This window comes from Rheinheimera hassiensis, assembly GCF_022436675.1.
GTDB classification, from domain to species: domain Bacteria; phylum Pseudomonadota; class Gammaproteobacteria; order Enterobacterales; family Alteromonadaceae; genus Alishewanella; species Alishewanella hassiensis.
The window spans coordinates 157,051-173,992 of the sequence record NZ_JAKUJZ010000002.1 but is presented as its reverse complement, the minus strand read 5'-3'; the positions used below and the strand labels follow the sequence as shown (position 1 = coordinate 173,992).

The 16,942-nt window shown below is 49.2% G+C and carries 15 protein-coding genes; 4 read left to right on the top strand and 11 right to left on the bottom strand.

The genetic code is table 11. From position 1 onward, the window contains the following. Window positions 1–1,716 carry a hypothetical protein gene (locus MJX74_RS03690; protein ID WP_240220969.1) on the top strand — a complete coding sequence of 572 codons (1,716 nt, stop codon included), beginning with the start codon at window positions 1–3 and terminating at the stop codon, window positions 1,714–1,716. Between the two features lie 82 nt (window positions 1,717–1,798). Here MJX74_RS03690 and MJX74_RS03685 read toward each other — a convergent pair whose 3' ends face one another. From MJX74_RS03685 to MJX74_RS03670, 4 genes are all read right to left on the bottom strand, one after another. Further along, a complete protein-coding gene (locus MJX74_RS03685) occupies window positions 1,799–3,181 on the bottom strand; it encodes a DUF4397 domain-containing protein (RefSeq protein ID WP_240220968.1) in 1,383 nt (460 codons plus the stop codon). A gap of 145 nt (window positions 3,182–3,326) precedes the next feature. Further along, on the bottom strand, window positions 3,327–4,460 hold the full coding sequence (gene rnd, locus MJX74_RS03680) for a ribonuclease D (RefSeq protein WP_240220967.1): 1,134 nt from the start codon (window positions 4,458–4,460) through the stop codon (window positions 3,327–3,329). A 63-nt stretch (window positions 4,461–4,523) separates the two neighbouring features. Next, window positions 4,524–6,179: a long-chain-fatty-acid--CoA ligase FadD gene (fadD, locus tag MJX74_RS03675; protein ID WP_240220966.1), complete on the bottom strand. Its 1,656-nt coding sequence runs from the start codon at window positions 6,177–6,179 to the stop codon at window positions 4,524–4,526. Between the two features lie 156 nt (window positions 6,180–6,335). Then, window positions 6,336–7,187 (bottom strand): class I SAM-dependent methyltransferase, encoded by an 852-nt coding sequence (locus MJX74_RS03670; protein ID WP_240220965.1) that lies wholly within the window; start codon window positions 7,185–7,187, stop codon window positions 6,336–6,338. A gap of 289 nt (window positions 7,188–7,476) precedes the next feature. Here MJX74_RS03670 and MJX74_RS03665 point away from each other — a divergent pair, with 289 nt between their 5' ends. Beyond that, a complete protein-coding gene (locus tag MJX74_RS03665) occupies window positions 7,477–8,775 on the top strand; it encodes an alkaline phosphatase (RefSeq protein ID WP_240220963.1) in 1,299 nt (432 codons plus the stop codon). Window positions 8,776–8,980: 205 nt separating this feature from the next. Here MJX74_RS03665 and MJX74_RS03660 read toward each other — a convergent pair whose 3' ends face one another. The 7 genes from MJX74_RS03660 to MJX74_RS03630 form a co-directional block, all read right to left on the bottom strand. Beyond that, window positions 8,981–9,493: a chalcone isomerase family protein gene (locus tag MJX74_RS03660; protein ID WP_240220961.1), complete on the bottom strand. Its 513-nt coding sequence runs from the start codon at window positions 9,491–9,493 to the stop codon at window positions 8,981–8,983. After that, window positions 9,477–9,977, bottom strand: a complete 501-nt coding sequence (locus MJX74_RS03655) for a DUF2878 domain-containing protein (RefSeq protein WP_240220959.1) — start codon at window positions 9,975–9,977, stop codon at window positions 9,477–9,479. The genes MJX74_RS03660 and MJX74_RS03655 overlap by 17 nt, the downstream gene beginning before the upstream one ends. Further along, window positions 9,977–10,714, bottom strand: coding sequence for an SDR family NAD(P)-dependent oxidoreductase (locus MJX74_RS03650; protein ID WP_240220958.1), 738 nt, complete (start codon window positions 10,712–10,714; stop codon window positions 9,977–9,979). The genes MJX74_RS03655 and MJX74_RS03650 overlap by 1 nt, the downstream gene beginning before the upstream one ends. Before the next feature lie 61 nt (window positions 10,715–10,775). Further along, window positions 10,776–11,078, bottom strand: a complete 303-nt coding sequence (locus tag MJX74_RS03645) for a hypothetical protein (RefSeq protein WP_240220957.1) — start codon at window positions 11,076–11,078, stop codon at window positions 10,776–10,778. A 172-nt stretch (window positions 11,079–11,250) separates the two neighbouring features. Further along, entirely contained in the window at window positions 11,251–11,973 is a 723-nt protein-coding gene (gene tsaB, locus MJX74_RS03640) for a tRNA (adenosine(37)-N6)-threonylcarbamoyltransferase complex dimerization subunit type 1 TsaB (protein WP_240220956.1), read from the bottom strand. Beyond that, window positions 11,966–13,900 carry a DNA repair helicase YoaA gene (locus tag MJX74_RS03635; protein WP_240220955.1) on the bottom strand — a complete coding sequence of 645 codons (1,935 nt, stop codon included), beginning with the start codon at window positions 13,898–13,900 and terminating at the stop codon, window positions 11,966–11,968. The genes tsaB and MJX74_RS03635 overlap by 8 nt, the downstream gene beginning before the upstream one ends. Before the next feature lie 91 nt (window positions 13,901–13,991). Then, window positions 13,992–14,243: a hypothetical protein gene (locus MJX74_RS03630; protein WP_240220954.1), complete on the bottom strand. Its 252-nt coding sequence runs from the start codon at window positions 14,241–14,243 to the stop codon at window positions 13,992–13,994. 450 nt (window positions 14,244–14,693) lie between these two features. Here MJX74_RS03630 and hisG point away from each other — a divergent pair, with 450 nt between their 5' ends. Next, a complete protein-coding gene (gene hisG, locus MJX74_RS03625) occupies window positions 14,694–15,602 on the top strand; it encodes an ATP phosphoribosyltransferase (protein WP_240220953.1) in 909 nt (302 codons plus the stop codon). A gap of 2 nt (window positions 15,603–15,604) precedes the next feature. Next, window positions 15,605–16,942, top strand: coding sequence for a histidinol dehydrogenase (hisD, locus tag MJX74_RS03620; RefSeq protein ID WP_240220952.1), 1,338 nt, complete (start codon window positions 15,605–15,607; stop codon window positions 16,940–16,942).

Sequence of the window (16,942 nt, the reverse complement as noted above, 5' to 3'; positions counted from 1 at the left end):
ATGCGCAAGACCTTAATCGCCGCAGCTGTAATTGCCGCCGGTGCAATTGGCTATTATGCCATCAATAAATCATCTACCGTGACACTAAGCGAGCTGGATTATGTACCAGCTGATACTGTCTTGTTTTCTGGCCAGTTCACTGCGCTGGATCTGGTGTCTTATCTGAAAAGTCTTGGTCTGTCACCAGCACAATTAAATAACGACGAGATGCAACACGCCATGGCGACTTTATCTGCTGAATCATCACCGGCAGTAAAGTTTGGTATAGCCCTATTCCAGGACTATATGAACATTCTGAGCACGCCAGACGATTTTGTTAAAAATACAGGTATAGCCGCGAAAACACGCTCACTGACATATTTGGTAGGTGCAGCTCCGGTTTCACGCTTTGAGGTTGCTGATGCTGCGGCATTTCAGGCGTTCTTTGAGCGCGCCGCAACTGAAAGCGGTGTAGCCTTTCAAACAAAACAGTTAGCAAATCACAGTTATCAGGTGTATTCGCTAAATGAACTGCTTGATGGTTTAGAACTATTGGTCAGCGTTGATCGCGGTTGGGGCACAGTAGCACTGCATAATAGCAAGCTACCTGAAACGCACCGAGCTCAAGCATTGGCACAACAAAAACCCGCACAACACTTAGGCAATAGCAGCAAACTTGCTGATATAAGTAAAAAATACCAGTTAAAACAAGATGGTTTAGGTTTTTTTAGCACTGAACAGCTGGGCTTAGCCTTTACCACGGCAGACGGTAATCAACTAGCCAAAGATTTACAACTGGTCTTTACAGCAGGTTTGCCTGAACCGTTACAAATATGGCATACCCCGGCTTGCCGCGCTGATGTAGCCATGCTGACCAAAACCTGGCCAGGTTTGGTTATGGATCTCGACATTAAGCAGCAAAACGCCGCTGGTATGGCAATGAGCGGTAAAATGCTATTCCCTACTGAGAGCAAAATTACACTGGAAGGTCTGCAAAGCCTGCAAGGTTTCATTCCAGCCAGCTTAAATGGCAACCTGCACTCCTCCATGTTTTATCTGGCGCTGGGTACTGAAATTAGCCAACTGACTCCTGCTATTAGTAAGATGTGGGCAGGGATGACAGACCTCAGCCTAAGCTGTGAACCACTGCTGGCAGTGCAGCAACAGCTCAAAGATCAAAACCCCATGTCTATGCTCGCAATGGCTGGCATGGCCGCAAGTGGTTTACAAGGCATCTCTGTTACTATTAATGGTTTTAGCCTGGATATGACCACCGGTCAGCCAAAAACTGCGGACGCATTAATTACGTTATCGGCTGATAATCCACAAGCCTTGCTGGCAAACGCGCAAGCCATGCTACCACCACTGGCTAATGTTACCCTGCCAACTGACGGCAAAGATATTTCTGTTGCTGAAATTTTTCCGTCAGCAGCGATGATGGGGTTAGATACACGTTTAAAAGCGAGCGGCAATCATTTACTGCTATACGTGGGTGACAAAGCCAAAGCTCAGGCTGATACGATTAGTAAAGAAAAACTAAGTAAAAATGGTCTGATGTCCTTTGGTATGGATTATAAGCAGTTCTTTACTGCCATGGCCGATATGATCAGCATGTCGGGGCAACCTATGCCAGCAGAATTCGAGTCCATGATGAATACCAACTTACAATTTGGGATGTCATTTGGTATCGACCAGCACGGGGTAGTAATTACTACTGATATGAAAATGGCAGAATAACCATTTGCCTGCGAGGATACTGTTAAAAAGCCAGAGCACTACTCTGGCTTTTTAATTACGCCATTTCAATGATAGTTTACCTTTACTGCACAGTAACAAAGTCATCCATCAGGATTAACCCTATCATGGTTGCATCCAGATTCACGCCATCACGCGCTATGGCAGTGTAAATGCTGTTTGCCTCCAGGCTGACCGATGCTTCAATCGCTTCAGTTTTAGTACCGGTTGGCGTTACGGTAACCACATAGTCGCCAGCAGCCAGTGCAACATAGCCTGTTTCAGCTTTAAATGGCACATTGCTAAAAGCCGGTGTTGCGGTGGCTATATCACCATCCGCCGTGACATAAATATCTACATTACCCGCCAGTGTAGAACCGTGCACAATACGGACTTTGGCTTCAGTAGCTACCCGGCGTGGCATATCCGTCAAGATGAGGGGCTCTACCGTGTTTTCTCCCAAAGATCCAACAGCAAGCACGCTGTAAAAAACGCCGGCTTCTACTGTAACGTCTTCGTCTATCACCACTACGCTATTATCAGCATCGGCAGCAACTTTTACGTTATAAGTGTTAGGCTCTACTGCAACATAATCTGTAAAATCAGGGAACGCCAATGCATCAACCAAGGTAATGGCGTCATCGACAATAACGTCTACTGCCGGTGCGTCAGACACATTGTGTACAACCCGCACAGATGCCGTAGCACCGGCATCCAGAATGGCCATCTCGCTGCCATCCTGCCCTACGGCTAGCAGAGAAACCGGTGACTCGCCCGAATACTGGCTGTCAACCGCAGCAACCACCAAATCCGTACCCGCAGCGCTTAAATCCAGCGTACCGCTATCAAACACTACTGTTTCATTATCAGGCAAGGTAATACGTACCCGGTACTCTGCCGGGTCCAGCTCTAATGGATCAGTAAAGTCTTTAAATGAGAAGGTCTCCACCGGCGTACCAAGCTCGGCGTCTGGCGCGGTAACATGTACACTGACTTCAGGCGCTGTAGAGGCGGCATGCACTACCTGCAGGCGGATTTTACCTGAAGCTACGTCATCCACTGTGCCGGTAACAACCAAAGGCTCAAGGGATCCCTCTGCAACCTTGCCAACCGCAAATACGGTGTAGCGGGTTGCTTCTTCAAGTGCTAAATCCAGTGGACCTATTACCGTAGCGGTGTTGTCGTCACCGGGTAATATAGCGTCAACGGCTATACTGTAGGTAGCGGGCGGCAGCGACAACACATCAGATGCTTCGCCAAAGGCCAGGCCTTCAATAGCAGCATCATCATTGGCTAACACATTAACATCGGGCGCGTCTATCGCGGTATGAACAACCTGCAAAGTAGCATCAACCACTACCGGAGGAGGAGGCTCTGGCGTTGGAGCCGGATCGTCATCATCTAACCAGCAACCTGTAAGCGATATTGCCAGTACTGCAGGTAAAGCAAAGCTTTTTATTTCTTTCATTGTTGTAACCCTTCAGTTATGAATTGCCGAAGTGTTACGCCATGGTTTTTGTTGAGGATCACACAGTTTTATGACAAAAATAGAACAAAAACATCGAAAAAAAACACTAATCCAAAACTGCCAGAATTACGTATTGTCCGCCCTTTTATAAAGTGATATGGGCCGGAACCGGCAAAAATGGTTTTAAATACTCAGAGCGCCAACCTTTTAAATACTCTGGTACAGGTAGTTGAGCCCGCTCTTGATCTGTCACCCGCCAGCACCAGTTAAGATATTCATTTAACTGGCGTTTTACTGACATAAATTCAGCCGGAATATTATGCTCAGCCGAGGCCTGTTTAACCGCAGCAGTAAGTTGTGTTACCGTTTCTTTGTAACCGGCAAACTGTGACGGATGATAAAAACGTTGCGGACACTCAGTCTGTGGTAGTTCTTTAGCTGTGCTAATCAACTCAATCAGTGCTTTGGCATGACGGCGCAGTTCCCGCGGTGGCATCCCCGGAATATTCAGCAAACTTTCTGCCGTTGCCGGGCGGCGTTTTGCCAGCTCAACAAGCTGAATATCTTTGATAATTAGCCCAAGCGCCAGATCACGCTGCATCGCATATTGCTGGCGCCAGGCAGCCAACTCACGCAGTACTGCCAGCTCTCTTGGGGTAAGCTGCCAGCTGTTTTTAATTTCAAGGTACTTAAATTCCAGCGGTAAGTGCTGCTCACGCCGCTGCATTAACTGCTGCCCTTCTGCCAGCAATAATTGTTGCTGCGCCGGTGTCATTTGCTCAGTAAGCTGCTGGTACAGCGGAAACAAAAAATGTACATCATTTGCCGCGTATTGTAGTTGGGTTTGCGACAATGGCCGGGCCAGCCAGTCAGTACGGGACTCACTTTTATCCAGTATTTCGCCACTAAGCTGCTCTACCAGCCGGGCATAGCCCATGCTACTGCCCCAGCCTAACAGCTCGGCTGCAAGCTGGGTGTCAAACAATGGCGTAATCTGCGTAATACCCACCGTTGCCAGCGCCTCGATATCTTCACTGCACGAATGCAATAACTTAATCAGCTCTGGTTTGGCAAACAGCTGCTGTAGCGGCCGCCAATCGGTAATTGATAAAGGGTCCACCAGCGCCAGTTGGCTGCCATCATATAATTGGATTAAACCCAGTTTGGGAAACAACGTACTCTGGCGGATAAACTCAGTATCTACCGCCAGTAATGTGCTGTTTGCTACCTGCTGGCAGTAAGCTGCCAACGCGTTGTTATCTGTGATTACACCAATCATCTGTTACCTGTTATACGCTAAAACAAAAGCCGGCTAAAAGCCGGCTGTTTGCGGTGTTGCACGTTATCCGCGCAGTTCACGCCGCAAAATTTTACCAACATTAGTTTTTGGTAATTCCTTACGGAATTCTACCAGTTTAGGTACTTTATAGCCCGTTAAATGTTGCCTGCAGTGCTGGATCACTTCCTGCTCGGTCAGGCTGGCGTCTTTCTTCACAATAAAGAGTTTAACTGCTTCGCCGGTCGCCTCATTCGGCACGCCGACAGCTGCAACTTCGAGTACTTTGTCACTCATCGCTACAACTTCTTCTATCTCATTTGGATACACATTAAAACCCGATACGATGATCATGTCTTTTTTGCGATCAACAATATAAAAGAAGCCCTCGTCATCCATACGGGCGATATCACCGGTAAACAACCAGCCGTCTTTGAGCACCTTTGCCGTTTCTTCCGGCCGGTTCAAATAACCCAACATCACCTGCGGGCCTTTAACCAGCATTTCTCCCGGTTCGCCGGCGGCAACATCATTGCCTTCCTCATCAACCAGACGAATATCTGTCGATGGTGCAGGTAAGCCTATACTGCCGTTGAAACTATCTAAATCGTAAGGGCTAATTGTCACCAGTGGACAACACTCTGTCAGGCCGTAACCTTCCACTAAGCGTGTACCGGTGGTTTTTTGCCATCTCTCAGCCACCGGACGTTGTACTGCCATGCCGCCACCTAGTGACAACTTAAGCCTGGCAAAATCCAGGTTTGCAAAGCCAGGTGTATTCAGTAGCCCGTTAAACAAGGTGTTTACGCCAGTAATAGCAGTAAATGGGAACTGCGATAACTCTTTAACAAAGCCCTTCATATCGCGCGGGTTGGTGATCAGTAGATTGGTGCCGCCGTATTTAAAGAACGTAAAGAAGTTCGCGGTTAACGCAAAGATATGATAAAGCGGTAGCGCGGTAACAACGTACTCTGAGCCTTTGTTTAAAAAGCTATCAAGACAACCACTTACTTGCTCCAGGTTACCCACCATATTGCGATGCGTTAGCATAGCGCCTTTCGATACGCCGGTTGTACCGCCGGTGTACTGCAAAAACGCAATGTCTGAACCCTGCATAACAGGCTTACTGTATTTTAGTGTGGCGCCTTTTTCCAGGGCACTGTTAAAGCGTACACTCCTTGTCAGTTTATACGCCGGCACCAGCTTCTTAATGTGCTTAACCACTAAGTTGACGATAGTGCCTTTGAGCAAGCCTAAGCGGTCACCCATAGTGGTCAGGATTACATGATCCAGCTTCACCTTGCTTTCGATTGCACTTAAGGTATGCGCAAAGTTTTCTACGATAATAATAGCCCTCGCTTTGGAATCATTTAACTGATGTTCCAACTCGCGCGGTGTATACAGCGGGTTTACATTTACAACAACACAGCCGGCGCGCAATACGCCCATTAACGCAATAGGGTATTGCAGCAAGTTAGGCATCATAATGGCAACGGCATCGCCTTTTTTCAGCCCCAGCTCTGTTTGCAGATAAGCGGCAAAAGCGGTGCTCTGCTGGTCTAGCTCACTATAGCTGATGCTTTTGCCCATATTGATAAAAGCGGTCTTGTTCGGATACTGAGCAATGCTTTGTTCAAAAATATCTAATAATGACGGGTAATGATCGGCATTAATTTCTGCGGGTACGCCTGACGGGTAACGTTTTAACCAAACTTTATTCACCGTCCTCTCCTCTTGTCTAAGGTTATTATTTTATAGGTATAAAACCACAAGCACGCAATCTGTTGCTGCGCTTTAGTGCTTAAATAATGTTTATTTGAGTTTTTACTCTAACAAGCAATCATCCCATAATTGCTGACATTGTACAATTAGCGCAATTTATTCCACTGGCTTAATAAATTTCAGCGTCATGCGGTCACTTTCACCAATGGCAATATACTGCTGTTTATTGTACTGCCCCATCGCCAGCGTTGGCGGCAACGCATAAACGCCTTTGGGGTAATTTTTTGTATCTGCCGGATTGGCATTCAGCTCACTGCTGGCCACCAGTTCAAACCCGGCCAGCTCTGCTGCCTGAATAACATAGGCTTCGTCCAGATATCCTTCAACAGCTGAGCTGGATATATCAGATAGACGGGCAGAACGATGTTCAACCATACCCAGCACGCCGCCGGGTTTTAGCGCCTGAAAAATACTTTGCAAGGTGCCATATAAGTGGCCGCTTTCGTTCCAGATATGCGCGTTGCGAAAGGTCAGCACCATATCAAATTGTTCGTGCTGCACAGGTGAAAGCAGGGGCGGATCTAGCTCAATATTGGCTACCTCACCAAAGTAATCGCTTTGTTCCGTCAATCGCTGCATAAGCCGCTCACTGACACGAGCCCAGAAAATACTGCGATCTTCTTTTAACGAGCCATCGTTATGACGAAACTGTGCCAATGTCAGCTTGCCGTCATCTTTGAGAAAAGGCGCCAGAATCTCAGTATACCAGCCATGCCCGGGCCAAACTTCCAGCACCGACATCTGTGGTTCAATGCCAAAGAATTGTAGCGTTTCTGCTGGCTTACGGTGTTTATTACGTAATTTATGTTCTTTGCTGCGCTGATCTGCATCGGCTAGTTGTTGTAATACCAGCTTCGGCTCATCAGCCAGAACAGGCGTGCACAGGCAAGCTAGCCCGGCGAAAAAAACAGAAAATAGGATTGTCTTTCTTGTAGTTATAATTGACATACACCAGACCTTACTGATTGCTGACATCACATAGCGCCGTTACAGACAGCTTGACTATGCATACTTATGACACATTTATACGCATCTACACACATTTACCAGAGCTTCGATTGTTCAGTTTTAATTCAGTTCCATTTACCTGTGGCTAATTTAGCTGCGTTTAGTCTCGGATACAAAGTAAAGCATTAAGCCTGACAAAATAGCGTTTTATCGACATAGGTTTGTCATCGCACTTGTATAAAGTACACTAGCAACCCAGAACATCAAGCTCTATATAAGGTAAACCTTCATGCGCCGTCATTTGTTATCTCTGTCTTTATTACTGGCACCGGCTGTAGCACTGGCTGCACCGAAAAACATTATTTATATGATTGGCGATGGCATGGGCCCGGCTTATCTGGCCGGTTACCGTTATTTCAGTGATGACAAAGCCACTGCGGAGGTGGAAAACACTATTTTTGACGAGCTGTGGCTGGGTATGGCCAGCACCTACCCGGATGATGACACCTACGTTACCGACTCAGCCGCAGGCGCAACAGCGCTGGCTACCGGCTTTAAAAGTTACAATGGCGCTATTTCAGTAAACCGCCAGCACATTCCTATCGGCACCATGATGCAACTGGCAAAAAAGCTGGGCAAAGCCAATGGCATTGTTGCCAGTTCTCAGGTTAACCACGCTACGCCAGCGTCGTTTTTAGCCCACAATAAAAGCCGGCGTAATTACAACGAAATTGCCGATATGTACCTGGATTACCGCATCGAAGGTAAAACCGTTGCCGACGTTATTTTAGGTGGCGGCACAGATTATTTTATTCGTGATGACCGCAACCTGGTTAATGAGTTTAAACAGCTGGGCTTTCAATACGCCGACAGCTGGCAACAGCTAGATACGTTAACTAAAACCCCGGCTATGGCGTTGTTAGCTGAAACCGCTTTACCGGCAGTATTAAACAGCGAGCAGGATAAACAGCTTGCTACACTGACAGAAAAAGCCCTGCAGCTGTTAACGCCGGCTGAGAAAGGCTTTGTCCTAATGGTAGAAGGCAGCCAGATTGACTGGTGTGGCCATGACAATGACATCGCCTGCGCGATGGCCGAAATGGACGATTTTGCCAAAGCTATTAGCGTAGCCAAAGCCTATGTTGATAAACACCCGGATACTATTTTGGTAATTACTGCCGATCATGAAACTGGCGGGATGTCACTGGGAGCGGCCGGTGAATATCAGTGGCTGCCGGATGTGATACGTAACGTAACTGCTACCGGCCGCAGTATTGCAGAGCAGCTGAGAAAAGCGGATTCAGATAACGCCGCTCTGGCACTTTGGGCAAAGCTAACCTCAATCAGCTTAACGGCGGAAGAGCAACAGGCACTGCTGGCAGCCAGAACACAGGATGAAACCACACTGCGTAAACTATCCAATCAATTGGTAGCAAAGTACTCCTACACCGGCTGGACCACCGGCGGCCACACCGCGGCTGATGTTGCTGTATTGGCCTATGGCAAAGATGCTAAAGACTTTGTCGGTTTTCAGGATAATACTCAGATTGCGAAAAAGCTGATCCAATATATTCAGCAAACTAAGTAGCAAAAGCGGATTAAGGATCGACGAACCAGTTTGTTCACGCTAACACGCCGTGAATACGTCCATGTAGGCTCGATTGTGAACTCCATCCTGGGAGTTCACACTTCGGGCCAGCCAAGCTGTCCAAATTCGCTCCAAGAGAATTTGTCAGGCATCCATGCCTTCAACGGTTAACTTAGAGCAAATTGGTTCTAACTGAGATGAAAGCTCAATTTATTGCAATTAACTGGCGGCGCAATTTAGGTGCGCTGGTATCAGGGTGCAGCCAGATATCAAAAAAAGCCGTGCCAAAAGCACTGTCGTCCAATACGCCGGTTTCAGTGCCATTTAAATAAAACCTAACACCGCCATTATCTTGCAACAGCGCCGCCAGCGTATCGCCTTCCTGCACATCCTGCCACAGGCTTTGCAACTGCTGCGCCCATTGCTGCTGTTGTGCTTTACTGCTGTGCCCCAATTTTTGCCATTCATCTACAGTGGCATCAATAAACTGCTGCCTGGTAATATCGCGTTTATAGGTCAGCTCCAGCAATAAAGGTGTACTTTGCTGATAATTCTCAAACTTACCATCTTCACTGGCTAAACGGGCATCGTATAACTGCCAAAACAGGTAGCGGTATGAGCCCTCGCCAACTGTTGTCAACTCAGGCACAGCCGCCGCATTAAAACTAACGCTACCGGCCAGGCCCGCCAGCAATAACAAACTATACAGCTTTACCATACCACCTCCTGCTTTGCCCAAGCGCTATGGCAATAAGCGCCCAGACCACAATTAAGACGACTGCAGAGTAAAGCTGCAACGGAAACTGCAAGGCGCCACCGCTAAGCGCCGCCCCGCCCCAGTAAGATAAAGGCCCGCCACTGGCACCCAATATGGCTGCCAGCCAGGGTTTAGTCAGCACTTTGGACATAAACTCCACTGCAGCCAGAGCAAAAACTGCCCACAGCAGCACAAACCATAACGGCAACAACGCGTCACCACTAAACTGTATAACGTTCAGGCGCAGCAACAGCGTGTCTATGCCAAGACCTGCCAGCAATATCAGCAGTACTGCAATACGCCCCGCTTTATCCACCTGCCATACACCATAAAATAAGTAAGCCAGCACCGGCAATACAGCCTGTTGCTGAAAATACACTAATGCAAACCAACACAACTCAAAACCCACCAGGGCGCGCCAGTTAAAACCTTTAGTACCCGCCATTATTGCTTCATCCTTTTGGCCACACTGTTACGCAAGTTATACGGCAATAATGACAACAGCTTTAACAACACGCTCAGCCGGCGCGGAAAACGGATCCGGCTGTTACCCTTGGCTAAACCGGTATAAATGCGGTTGGCAGCCTGGCTTACCGGCACTAAAAACGGCATAGAGAAATCGTTCTTCTGCGTTAGAGGCGTATCAACAAAACCCGGTTCAATTAAACTGATATGGATACCGCTATCGGCTAAATCTACCCGTAAACTATCGACAAAATAACTGACTGCGGCTTTGCTGGCGCCATAGGCTTCGCTGCGGGTGAAAGGGAAAAAGTGCGCCATCGAACTGACAATTGCCAGTTGCGGTGTTAAAGACGCTTTTAGCAGCGGCATAAAGTATTTGGTAGCGGCCACCACAGCGTGAAAGTTAATGGCAAAGGTGCGTTCAAACGCCGCTAAGTCCAAATCATTAGCATCAACATATTCACAGGTACCGGCATTAAGTAGCAATAAATCCAGCACTACGCCGTCATCAGCTAATTGCTGTGCCGAGCGCTGCAAAGCGGTATTGTCAGTCAAGTCCAGCGGTAATGCGCGAATACCGGCGTTTTTGCTAAGCTGTTCAAGCTTATCTGCCGAACGGGCCACAGCGTAAACGGTCCAGCCATTGGCTGCATAATGCTGTGCTAATTCACGGCCAATACCAGAGCTGGCACCGGTGATTAAACAAGTAGAAGTCATAACCGTCTCTATACAAAGTATCTTTGTTTAGACTACGGCCAGAAACGATGATTGGTTTTACTCAGGCGTAAAGATCGACTCCGAGCATCGATTGAACTTCGCTGCGGCGTTGCTCATTGGCCTGGCTTTGGTAGGCGTCTATGGCTTGTTGGCTGCGACGATCGTTGGCAGAGCTGAAGTTTGCCTGCCGGCGACGCTCATCGTCCAGTTGGCTTATCACCTCATTGCTGGCACGTACACCACGGCCTTGCGGCGCCTCGGTAACCGTTTCACTGCGCGGCGGCGCACGGCGAGGCTCATTACCAGCGAATACGCTGCTAATGTTGGTGGAGGCATTCAGGCTCTGATTAACGTTTAACGTCATAGCATCATCACTTAAGCAAACTGGCTTAATTATAACCAGAAAGCATTAATAACCAAGTTATTTTATACCCTAACTAGTTGGAGCTGCAGCCAGGCGGCAAGTGAGTGAATCCCCATGAGCATAGTTATCTATGTGATTGAGGTTCACGATTGCGGCCAACACCGCTGCAGTTTCAAGTAGGACGGGTATCCCTTCCGGGCAGTTTTTGCCAGGTAACATCATCACGCACATACACCGGCTCTGCCAGCTCTGCGGCAATAAACTGCCCGGCATCAAGTGCCGGTAGCGCCAAAGTGAGCATATCCTGCGCCGACGGATATAAAATATCATTAGCGATAACAGCAGGCTGTTTTTGCAGTAAGGCGTCAGCATAGGTTTGCCAACCGGTGCCGACAGCATAGACTTCACCGCTGATATCAAAGCCGGTGATATCCTGTGGCTTAATGGCTACTTCGCCGCTGAGTGCCAGCATCAGGCCCTGTTGTATGCTGAAACTACCGATATAGACTTCGGCCATACGGGCATCTATTGCCGCCACCACCTGGCTAGCAGCATATAGCCGGTGCGCGGCCTGCGCCATTGCCGCCAGAGTGGAAACGCCATATACCGGTATATCGGCACCAAAGGCCAGGCCCTGGGTTACCCCCACACCAATACGCACTCCGGTAAAGCTACCCGGGCCACGGCCAAATACAATGCCGTCGAGTTGGTTAAGGCTTATACCAGCCTTACTTAGCAACTGCTGTACCATCGGTAGCACGCGTTTACTGTGCTGCTGCGGGCAGACTTCATCCAGGGTTAAAATATCCGTGCCAACCTGCAAGGCTACTGAGCAGGCTTCGGTAGAGGTGTCTAAGGCAAGTAACTTTATGCCGGCCACGGCGCTTTTATTCACGTTCGTTGTCCTGTTTAATCTGTTGTAAAAAGCTTACTGCTTCGTCCAGCGAGCGGGTGCGGCGCATCGGCGGTAAGCTGGTTAAAAATACTTCGCCGTACGGCTTTGTCACTAAACGATTATCGCAAATTACCATCACGCCGCGATCGGTGACATCACGAATTAAGCGGCCTACGCCCTGCTTTAAGGTGATCACTGCCTGTGGCAGTTGCACTTGCGCAAAGGGATCCAAACCACGCATAGTACAGTCTTCGCTACGCGCTTGCAGCAGCGGCTCGTCCGGTGAGGCAAAGGGTAGTTTATCAATAATTACGCAGCTTAAGGTATCGCCACGCACGTCTACGCCTTCCCAAAAACTACCGGTGCCGAGCAGCACAGCGTTGTCCAGTTTAACAAACTGCTCCAGCAGCAAACGCTTGCCGCTGCTGCCCTGCACTAACACCGGCTGCCGTACCAGATCCGGCAATTGTTTCGCTACCAGTTGCAGCATACGGTGGCTGGTAAATAAAAAGAAGCAGCGGCCGTTATTGGCCTCAATCAGCCGAACGGCAATTTGCAGTAACTGCCGTGCCATGCCCTGCTCATGCGGCTCGCTCATATAGCGCGGCACACACAGCAATGCCTGCTCAGCGTAGTTAAACGGGCTTTCCAGCAGCAGGGTTTTGGCGTTATTCAGCCCCATCTGCGCAGTATAATGACTAAAGCCGTTATTCACTGATAAGGTAGCCGAAGTAAACACCCAACTGCGGCTATCGGCAGCGACAATGTCACGAAATTTATCGGCAATACTCAGCGGCGTTAAATGCAAGCTAACGTGCAACCGGGTGGTTTCAAACCACAGGCTAACGCCGTTTTGCTGCATATCGGTCAGTTTTAATAAGCGTGCTTTACACAGCGCTAAGCGCTCAAAGGCGTTGTCGACCAAGTCGCTGCGACCCAGGCTGCTTTTCATCACCAGATACAACATATCTATGGCTTCGCTAACGCGGTTCAGCGCAGTTTGCATCTCAGGTTTTTGATAGGCTTCACGCCAATTGCCTTTGGTAGCGTCATTGCCAAACTGCAGGCGCCAGTCTTTTATCAACTGCGCCACTTTATCGGCAGTTTTCGCCAGCTGCGGGTGGTCGCGCAGTTCGGTTTTGCAGGCAACATCAATATCACGGCACAAGTCCAACAATAAGCGACTGGAGACATTCTCGCCAAAATAGTCACTGGCGATATCCGGCAATTGGTGTGCTTCGTCAAAAATAATCACATCCATTTGCGGCAGTAGCTCGCCAAAGCCGGTATCTTTCAATGCCAGGTCGGCAAAAAATAAATGATGATTTACTACCACCAAATCGGCCGCCTGAGCTTTTTTGCGCGCCTTTAATAAATGACAGTCTTCATACACCGGACAGTCTTTACCCAGGCAGTTGTCGGTGGTGCTGGTGACATAGGGCAGCGCTTTGGAGTCTTCACTGATGTAGCTTAACTCACCGATATCGCCGCTTTGGGTTTCGGCTGACCATTTTTTGATCAGGCTTAGATCCTGGATCAGTTGGTCGTCCTGCATCGGCACATGATTGTAGTGCTGCTCTAAGCGAAACAAACACAGGTAATTACTACGACCTTTAAGTAGCGCCAACTGCAACGGGCTGGCCAGGGCTTTAACCACCTTGGGCAAATCGCGGAAATAAAGCTGTTCCTGCAGATTCTTTGTACCGGTAGATAGCACTACTTTTTTCCCGCTTAGCAGCGCCGGTACTAAATAGGCATAGGTTTTACCGGTACCAGTCCCGGCTTCTACCACCAGCGCGCCCGGTGTTTCGATCACATCGGCTACCGCCTGCGCCATTTGCAGTTGAGCATCGCGGGCGTTAAAACCGGCAATATGCGCAGCTAAAGCACCGCCCGGCGCAAAGGCGCTGGCAACCTGCTTACGCATAACAACTCAGTTTGTAATAAAAGAAAGTAGGCAACACTGATACAACCGGCAGCAAAATAAGGCGGCTATTATGCCTTAACAGCGGGCAAATTCAGACAAAAATATCCAGATGGCCGTCTTTATCAACATGCAAATCTTCTTCCGGTGTGGTGTAAGGTGCTGCCGGGTAGTCTTGCTGGCGACGATCGCGTTTATGTGTGGGCCTGCTGAGGATCAGGTATTTCTGCTCATGCGGTTTTATCGGGCTTAAGCGCGCGTCTTTAAACACCGGCACGACCTGTTTGGGATCAGGCTCGACCGGCGTACCGGGTACGCGCTGGATAAAAGGCATAAAAGCGTCCATCAGCTTCTCCTCAAAGCAATTTACTGTTATCGGCAGCCAGACGATAAACTTAAGCCCAACACTGCATTGACTATACAAGTTGACCGTTTTTTGAACTTTAAATTCCCATATCTGCATTTTCAAAGAAAATAATTTATTGCCGCCCTGGCACGAAAATAAATAAAGCGATATAATTTCAAACACTTAAAAATAAACCTGTAATGCATTCAAAAGCAAACAGGCTTGCACTTGCTGCGGCATAAGGGTAACTTGTATAGCAACTTAACCAGCAAAACCCTGAATATGAATATTATTACTGTACTGCGCCATCATCATAGGTACTAGCCGTCCGCTTTGTCGGAGGGCTATGGTCTGGCGCTCCGGTGGTAAAGTAATAAACAAAAACCCCGCGCCCAGGCCGGGGTTTTTGTTTATTACTTTGTTTATTTTATTATCGTCACGGAGACCATTATGAGTCCGGCAACAGAATCTAAACGCTTACGTATCGCCATGCAGAAATCCGGCCGCTTATCGGTCGACTCCCAGGCACTGTTTACCAGCTGTGGCCTGAAAATTAACCTGCGCGAGCAACGCCTTATCGCCCATGTCGAGAATATGGATATTGATATCCTGCGCGTACGTGATGATGACATCCCGGGCCTGGTGATGGACGGCGTCTGTGATCTGGGCATTGTTGGCGAAAACGTACTGGAAGAAGAGTCATTGCAGCGCAAGCTGGATAACGACAGCTTTGATTACACCGTCTTAAAGCGGCTCGATTTTGGCGGCTGCCGCTTATCGATTGCCGTGCCGCAGGAAGAAAATTATGGCGGTGCAGCCTCACTGGAGGGCAAAACCATTGCAACTACTTATCCGCGCTTGCTGGCCCGCTATTTGAAAGAGCAAGGCGTAAATGCCCGCATTGTTAATTTAAAAGGCTCAGTAGAAGTGGCGCCACGCGCCGGTTTAGCCGATGCAATTTGCGATCTGGTGTCCACCGGTGCCACGCTGGAGGCCAACGGCTTAAAAGAAGTGGATGTAATTTACCGCAGTAAAGCGGTGCTTATTCAGCGCAAAAACCTTACCGATGAGCGCCAGCTTAAGCTGATTAACAAGCTGATGCCGCGCATCAACGGTGTAATGCAGGCCAACGAAAGCAAATACATTATGCTGCATGCGCCGCGCGCGCGCTTAGACGAGGTGATTGCGCTGCTGCCAGGCGCCGAAAACCCGACAATGCTGCCGCTGGCTGGTAACAACGATATGGTGGCCATTCATGTGGTTAGCAGCGAAACGCTGTTTTGGGAAACCATGGAGCAACTAAAGGCGCTGGGCGCCAGCTCGATTTTAGTACTGCCAATTGAAAAGATGATGGAGTAGCTATGGCCCGTTTACCTGCGGCCAGTGTTTTTAACTGGGCCCAATTATCCGCCACTGAGCAGCAAGCTGCACTCGCGCGGCCGGAGCTTGCAGACTCTGCCAGCTTAAACGCTCAGGTACGCACTATTATCGATACCGTACGCCAGCAAGGCGATGAAGCACTGGTGGCATACAGTCAGCAGTTTGATGGTCTAAATGCCAACCCGCTGCGCTTAAGCCCGGAAACAAAACTGGCACAGTTAAACTGCTTACTGCCAGAGCGCAAAGCGGCGATAGAGCTGGCGTATGACAATATCCGCAAATTCCACGCAGCCCAACTGCCACGTGATATCGAGGTAGAAACCAGCCAGGGCGTAGTCTGCCAGCTAAAAAGCCGTGCCATCGCCGCAGTGGGTTTGTATATTCCGGGCGGCAGTGCGCCGCTACCCTCAACGGTATTAATGCTGGGTGTACCAGCGCAGTTAGCCGGTTGTGAGCGCATTGTGCTGGTTACTCCGCCTGGTAAACCCGAAGCAGGCGATATTGCGCCGGAAATTCTGTATGCCGCTGAGCTTTGTGGTATCAACGAAATTTATACCATTGGCGGTGCTCAGGCGATTGCCGCCCTGGCCTATGGCACAGACACCATTGCCAAAGTGGATAAAATTTTTGGCCCTGGTAATCGTTATGTGACCGAAGCCAAACAGCAGGTAAGCCAGGATGCCAAAGGCGCGATGATCGATATGCCAGCCGGACCGTCTGAAGTGCTGGTGCTGGCCGACAGCAGCGCTAACCCGGCCTTTGTTGCCGCTGATTTACTGTCGCAAGCCGAGCACGGCCCCGACTCGCAGGTGATCTTAGTCAGTGACAGCGCAACACTAATTGATGCGGTACAAGCTGAAGTTGCCAGCCAGTTAGCACAACTGCCGCGTAAAGACATTGCCGCCGTAGCCCTTAGCCACAGCCGCTATATTTTAACCGCCGACTTAGCCCAGGCTGTTGCGGTAACCAATGCCTATGCGCCAGAGCATTTAATTGTGCAAACCGCGTGTGATGAAGCGCTGACAGAGCAATTTACCAGCGCCGCCAGTATCTTTGTTGGTAAGTGGACGCCGGAGTCGGCCGGTGATTATGCCAGCGGCACCAACCATGTGCTGCCGACCTATGGCTACAGCAAAACCGTGTCAAGTTTGTCATTAACCGACTTTTACCGGCGTTATACAGTGCAAACATTATCGGCGCAGGGCATGCGCAATATAGGCCCGGCCATCGAAGTGCTGGCCACCGCCGAGGGCCTGCAGGCGCACGCCAACGCGGTAACCTTACGCCTGGCCGCTCTGACAGATGAAGTAAAGGAATAA

Excerpts from the sequence above, each read along its gene's own strand:
- MJX74_RS03690 (WP_240220969.1), top strand. The coding sequence starts at position 1 with ATGCGCAAGACCTTAATCGCCGCAGCTGTAATTGCCGCCGGTGCAATT.
- MJX74_RS03685 (WP_240220968.1), bottom strand. The coding sequence starts at position 3,181 with ATGAAAGAAATAAAAAGCTTTGCTTTACCTGCAGTACTGGCAATATCG.
- rnd (WP_240220967.1), bottom strand. The coding sequence starts at position 4,460 with ATGATTGGTGTAATCACAGATAACAACGCGTTGGCAGCTTACTGCCAG.
- MJX74_RS03670 (WP_240220965.1), bottom strand. The coding sequence starts at position 7,187 with ATGTCAATTATAACTACAAGAAAGACAATCCTATTTTCTGTTTTTTTC.
- MJX74_RS03665 (WP_240220963.1), top strand. The coding sequence starts at position 7,477 with ATGCGCCGTCATTTGTTATCTCTGTCTTTATTACTGGCACCGGCTGTA.
- MJX74_RS03660 (WP_240220961.1), bottom strand. The coding sequence starts at position 9,493 with ATGGTAAAGCTGTATAGTTTGTTATTGCTGGCGGGCCTGGCCGGTAGC.
- MJX74_RS03655 (WP_240220959.1), bottom strand. The coding sequence starts at position 9,977 with ATGGCGGGTACTAAAGGTTTTAACTGGCGCGCCCTGGTGGGTTTTGAG.
- MJX74_RS03650 (WP_240220958.1), bottom strand. The coding sequence starts at position 10,714 with ATGACTTCTACTTGTTTAATCACCGGTGCCAGCTCTGGTATTGGCCGT.
- MJX74_RS03645 (WP_240220957.1), bottom strand. The coding sequence starts at position 11,078 with ATGACGTTAAACGTTAATCAGAGCCTGAATGCCTCCACCAACATTAGC.
- MJX74_RS03635 (WP_240220955.1), bottom strand. The coding sequence starts at position 13,900 with ATGCGTAAGCAGGTTGCCAGCGCCTTTGCGCCGGGCGGTGCTTTAGCT.
- MJX74_RS03630 (WP_240220954.1), bottom strand. The coding sequence starts at position 14,243 with ATGGACGCTTTTATGCCTTTTATCCAGCGCGTACCCGGTACGCCGGTC.
- hisG (WP_240220953.1), top strand. The coding sequence starts at position 14,694 with ATGAGTCCGGCAACAGAATCTAAACGCTTACGTATCGCCATGCAGAAA.
- hisD (WP_240220952.1), top strand. The coding sequence starts at position 15,605 with ATGGCCCGTTTACCTGCGGCCAGTGTTTTTAACTGGGCCCAATTATCC.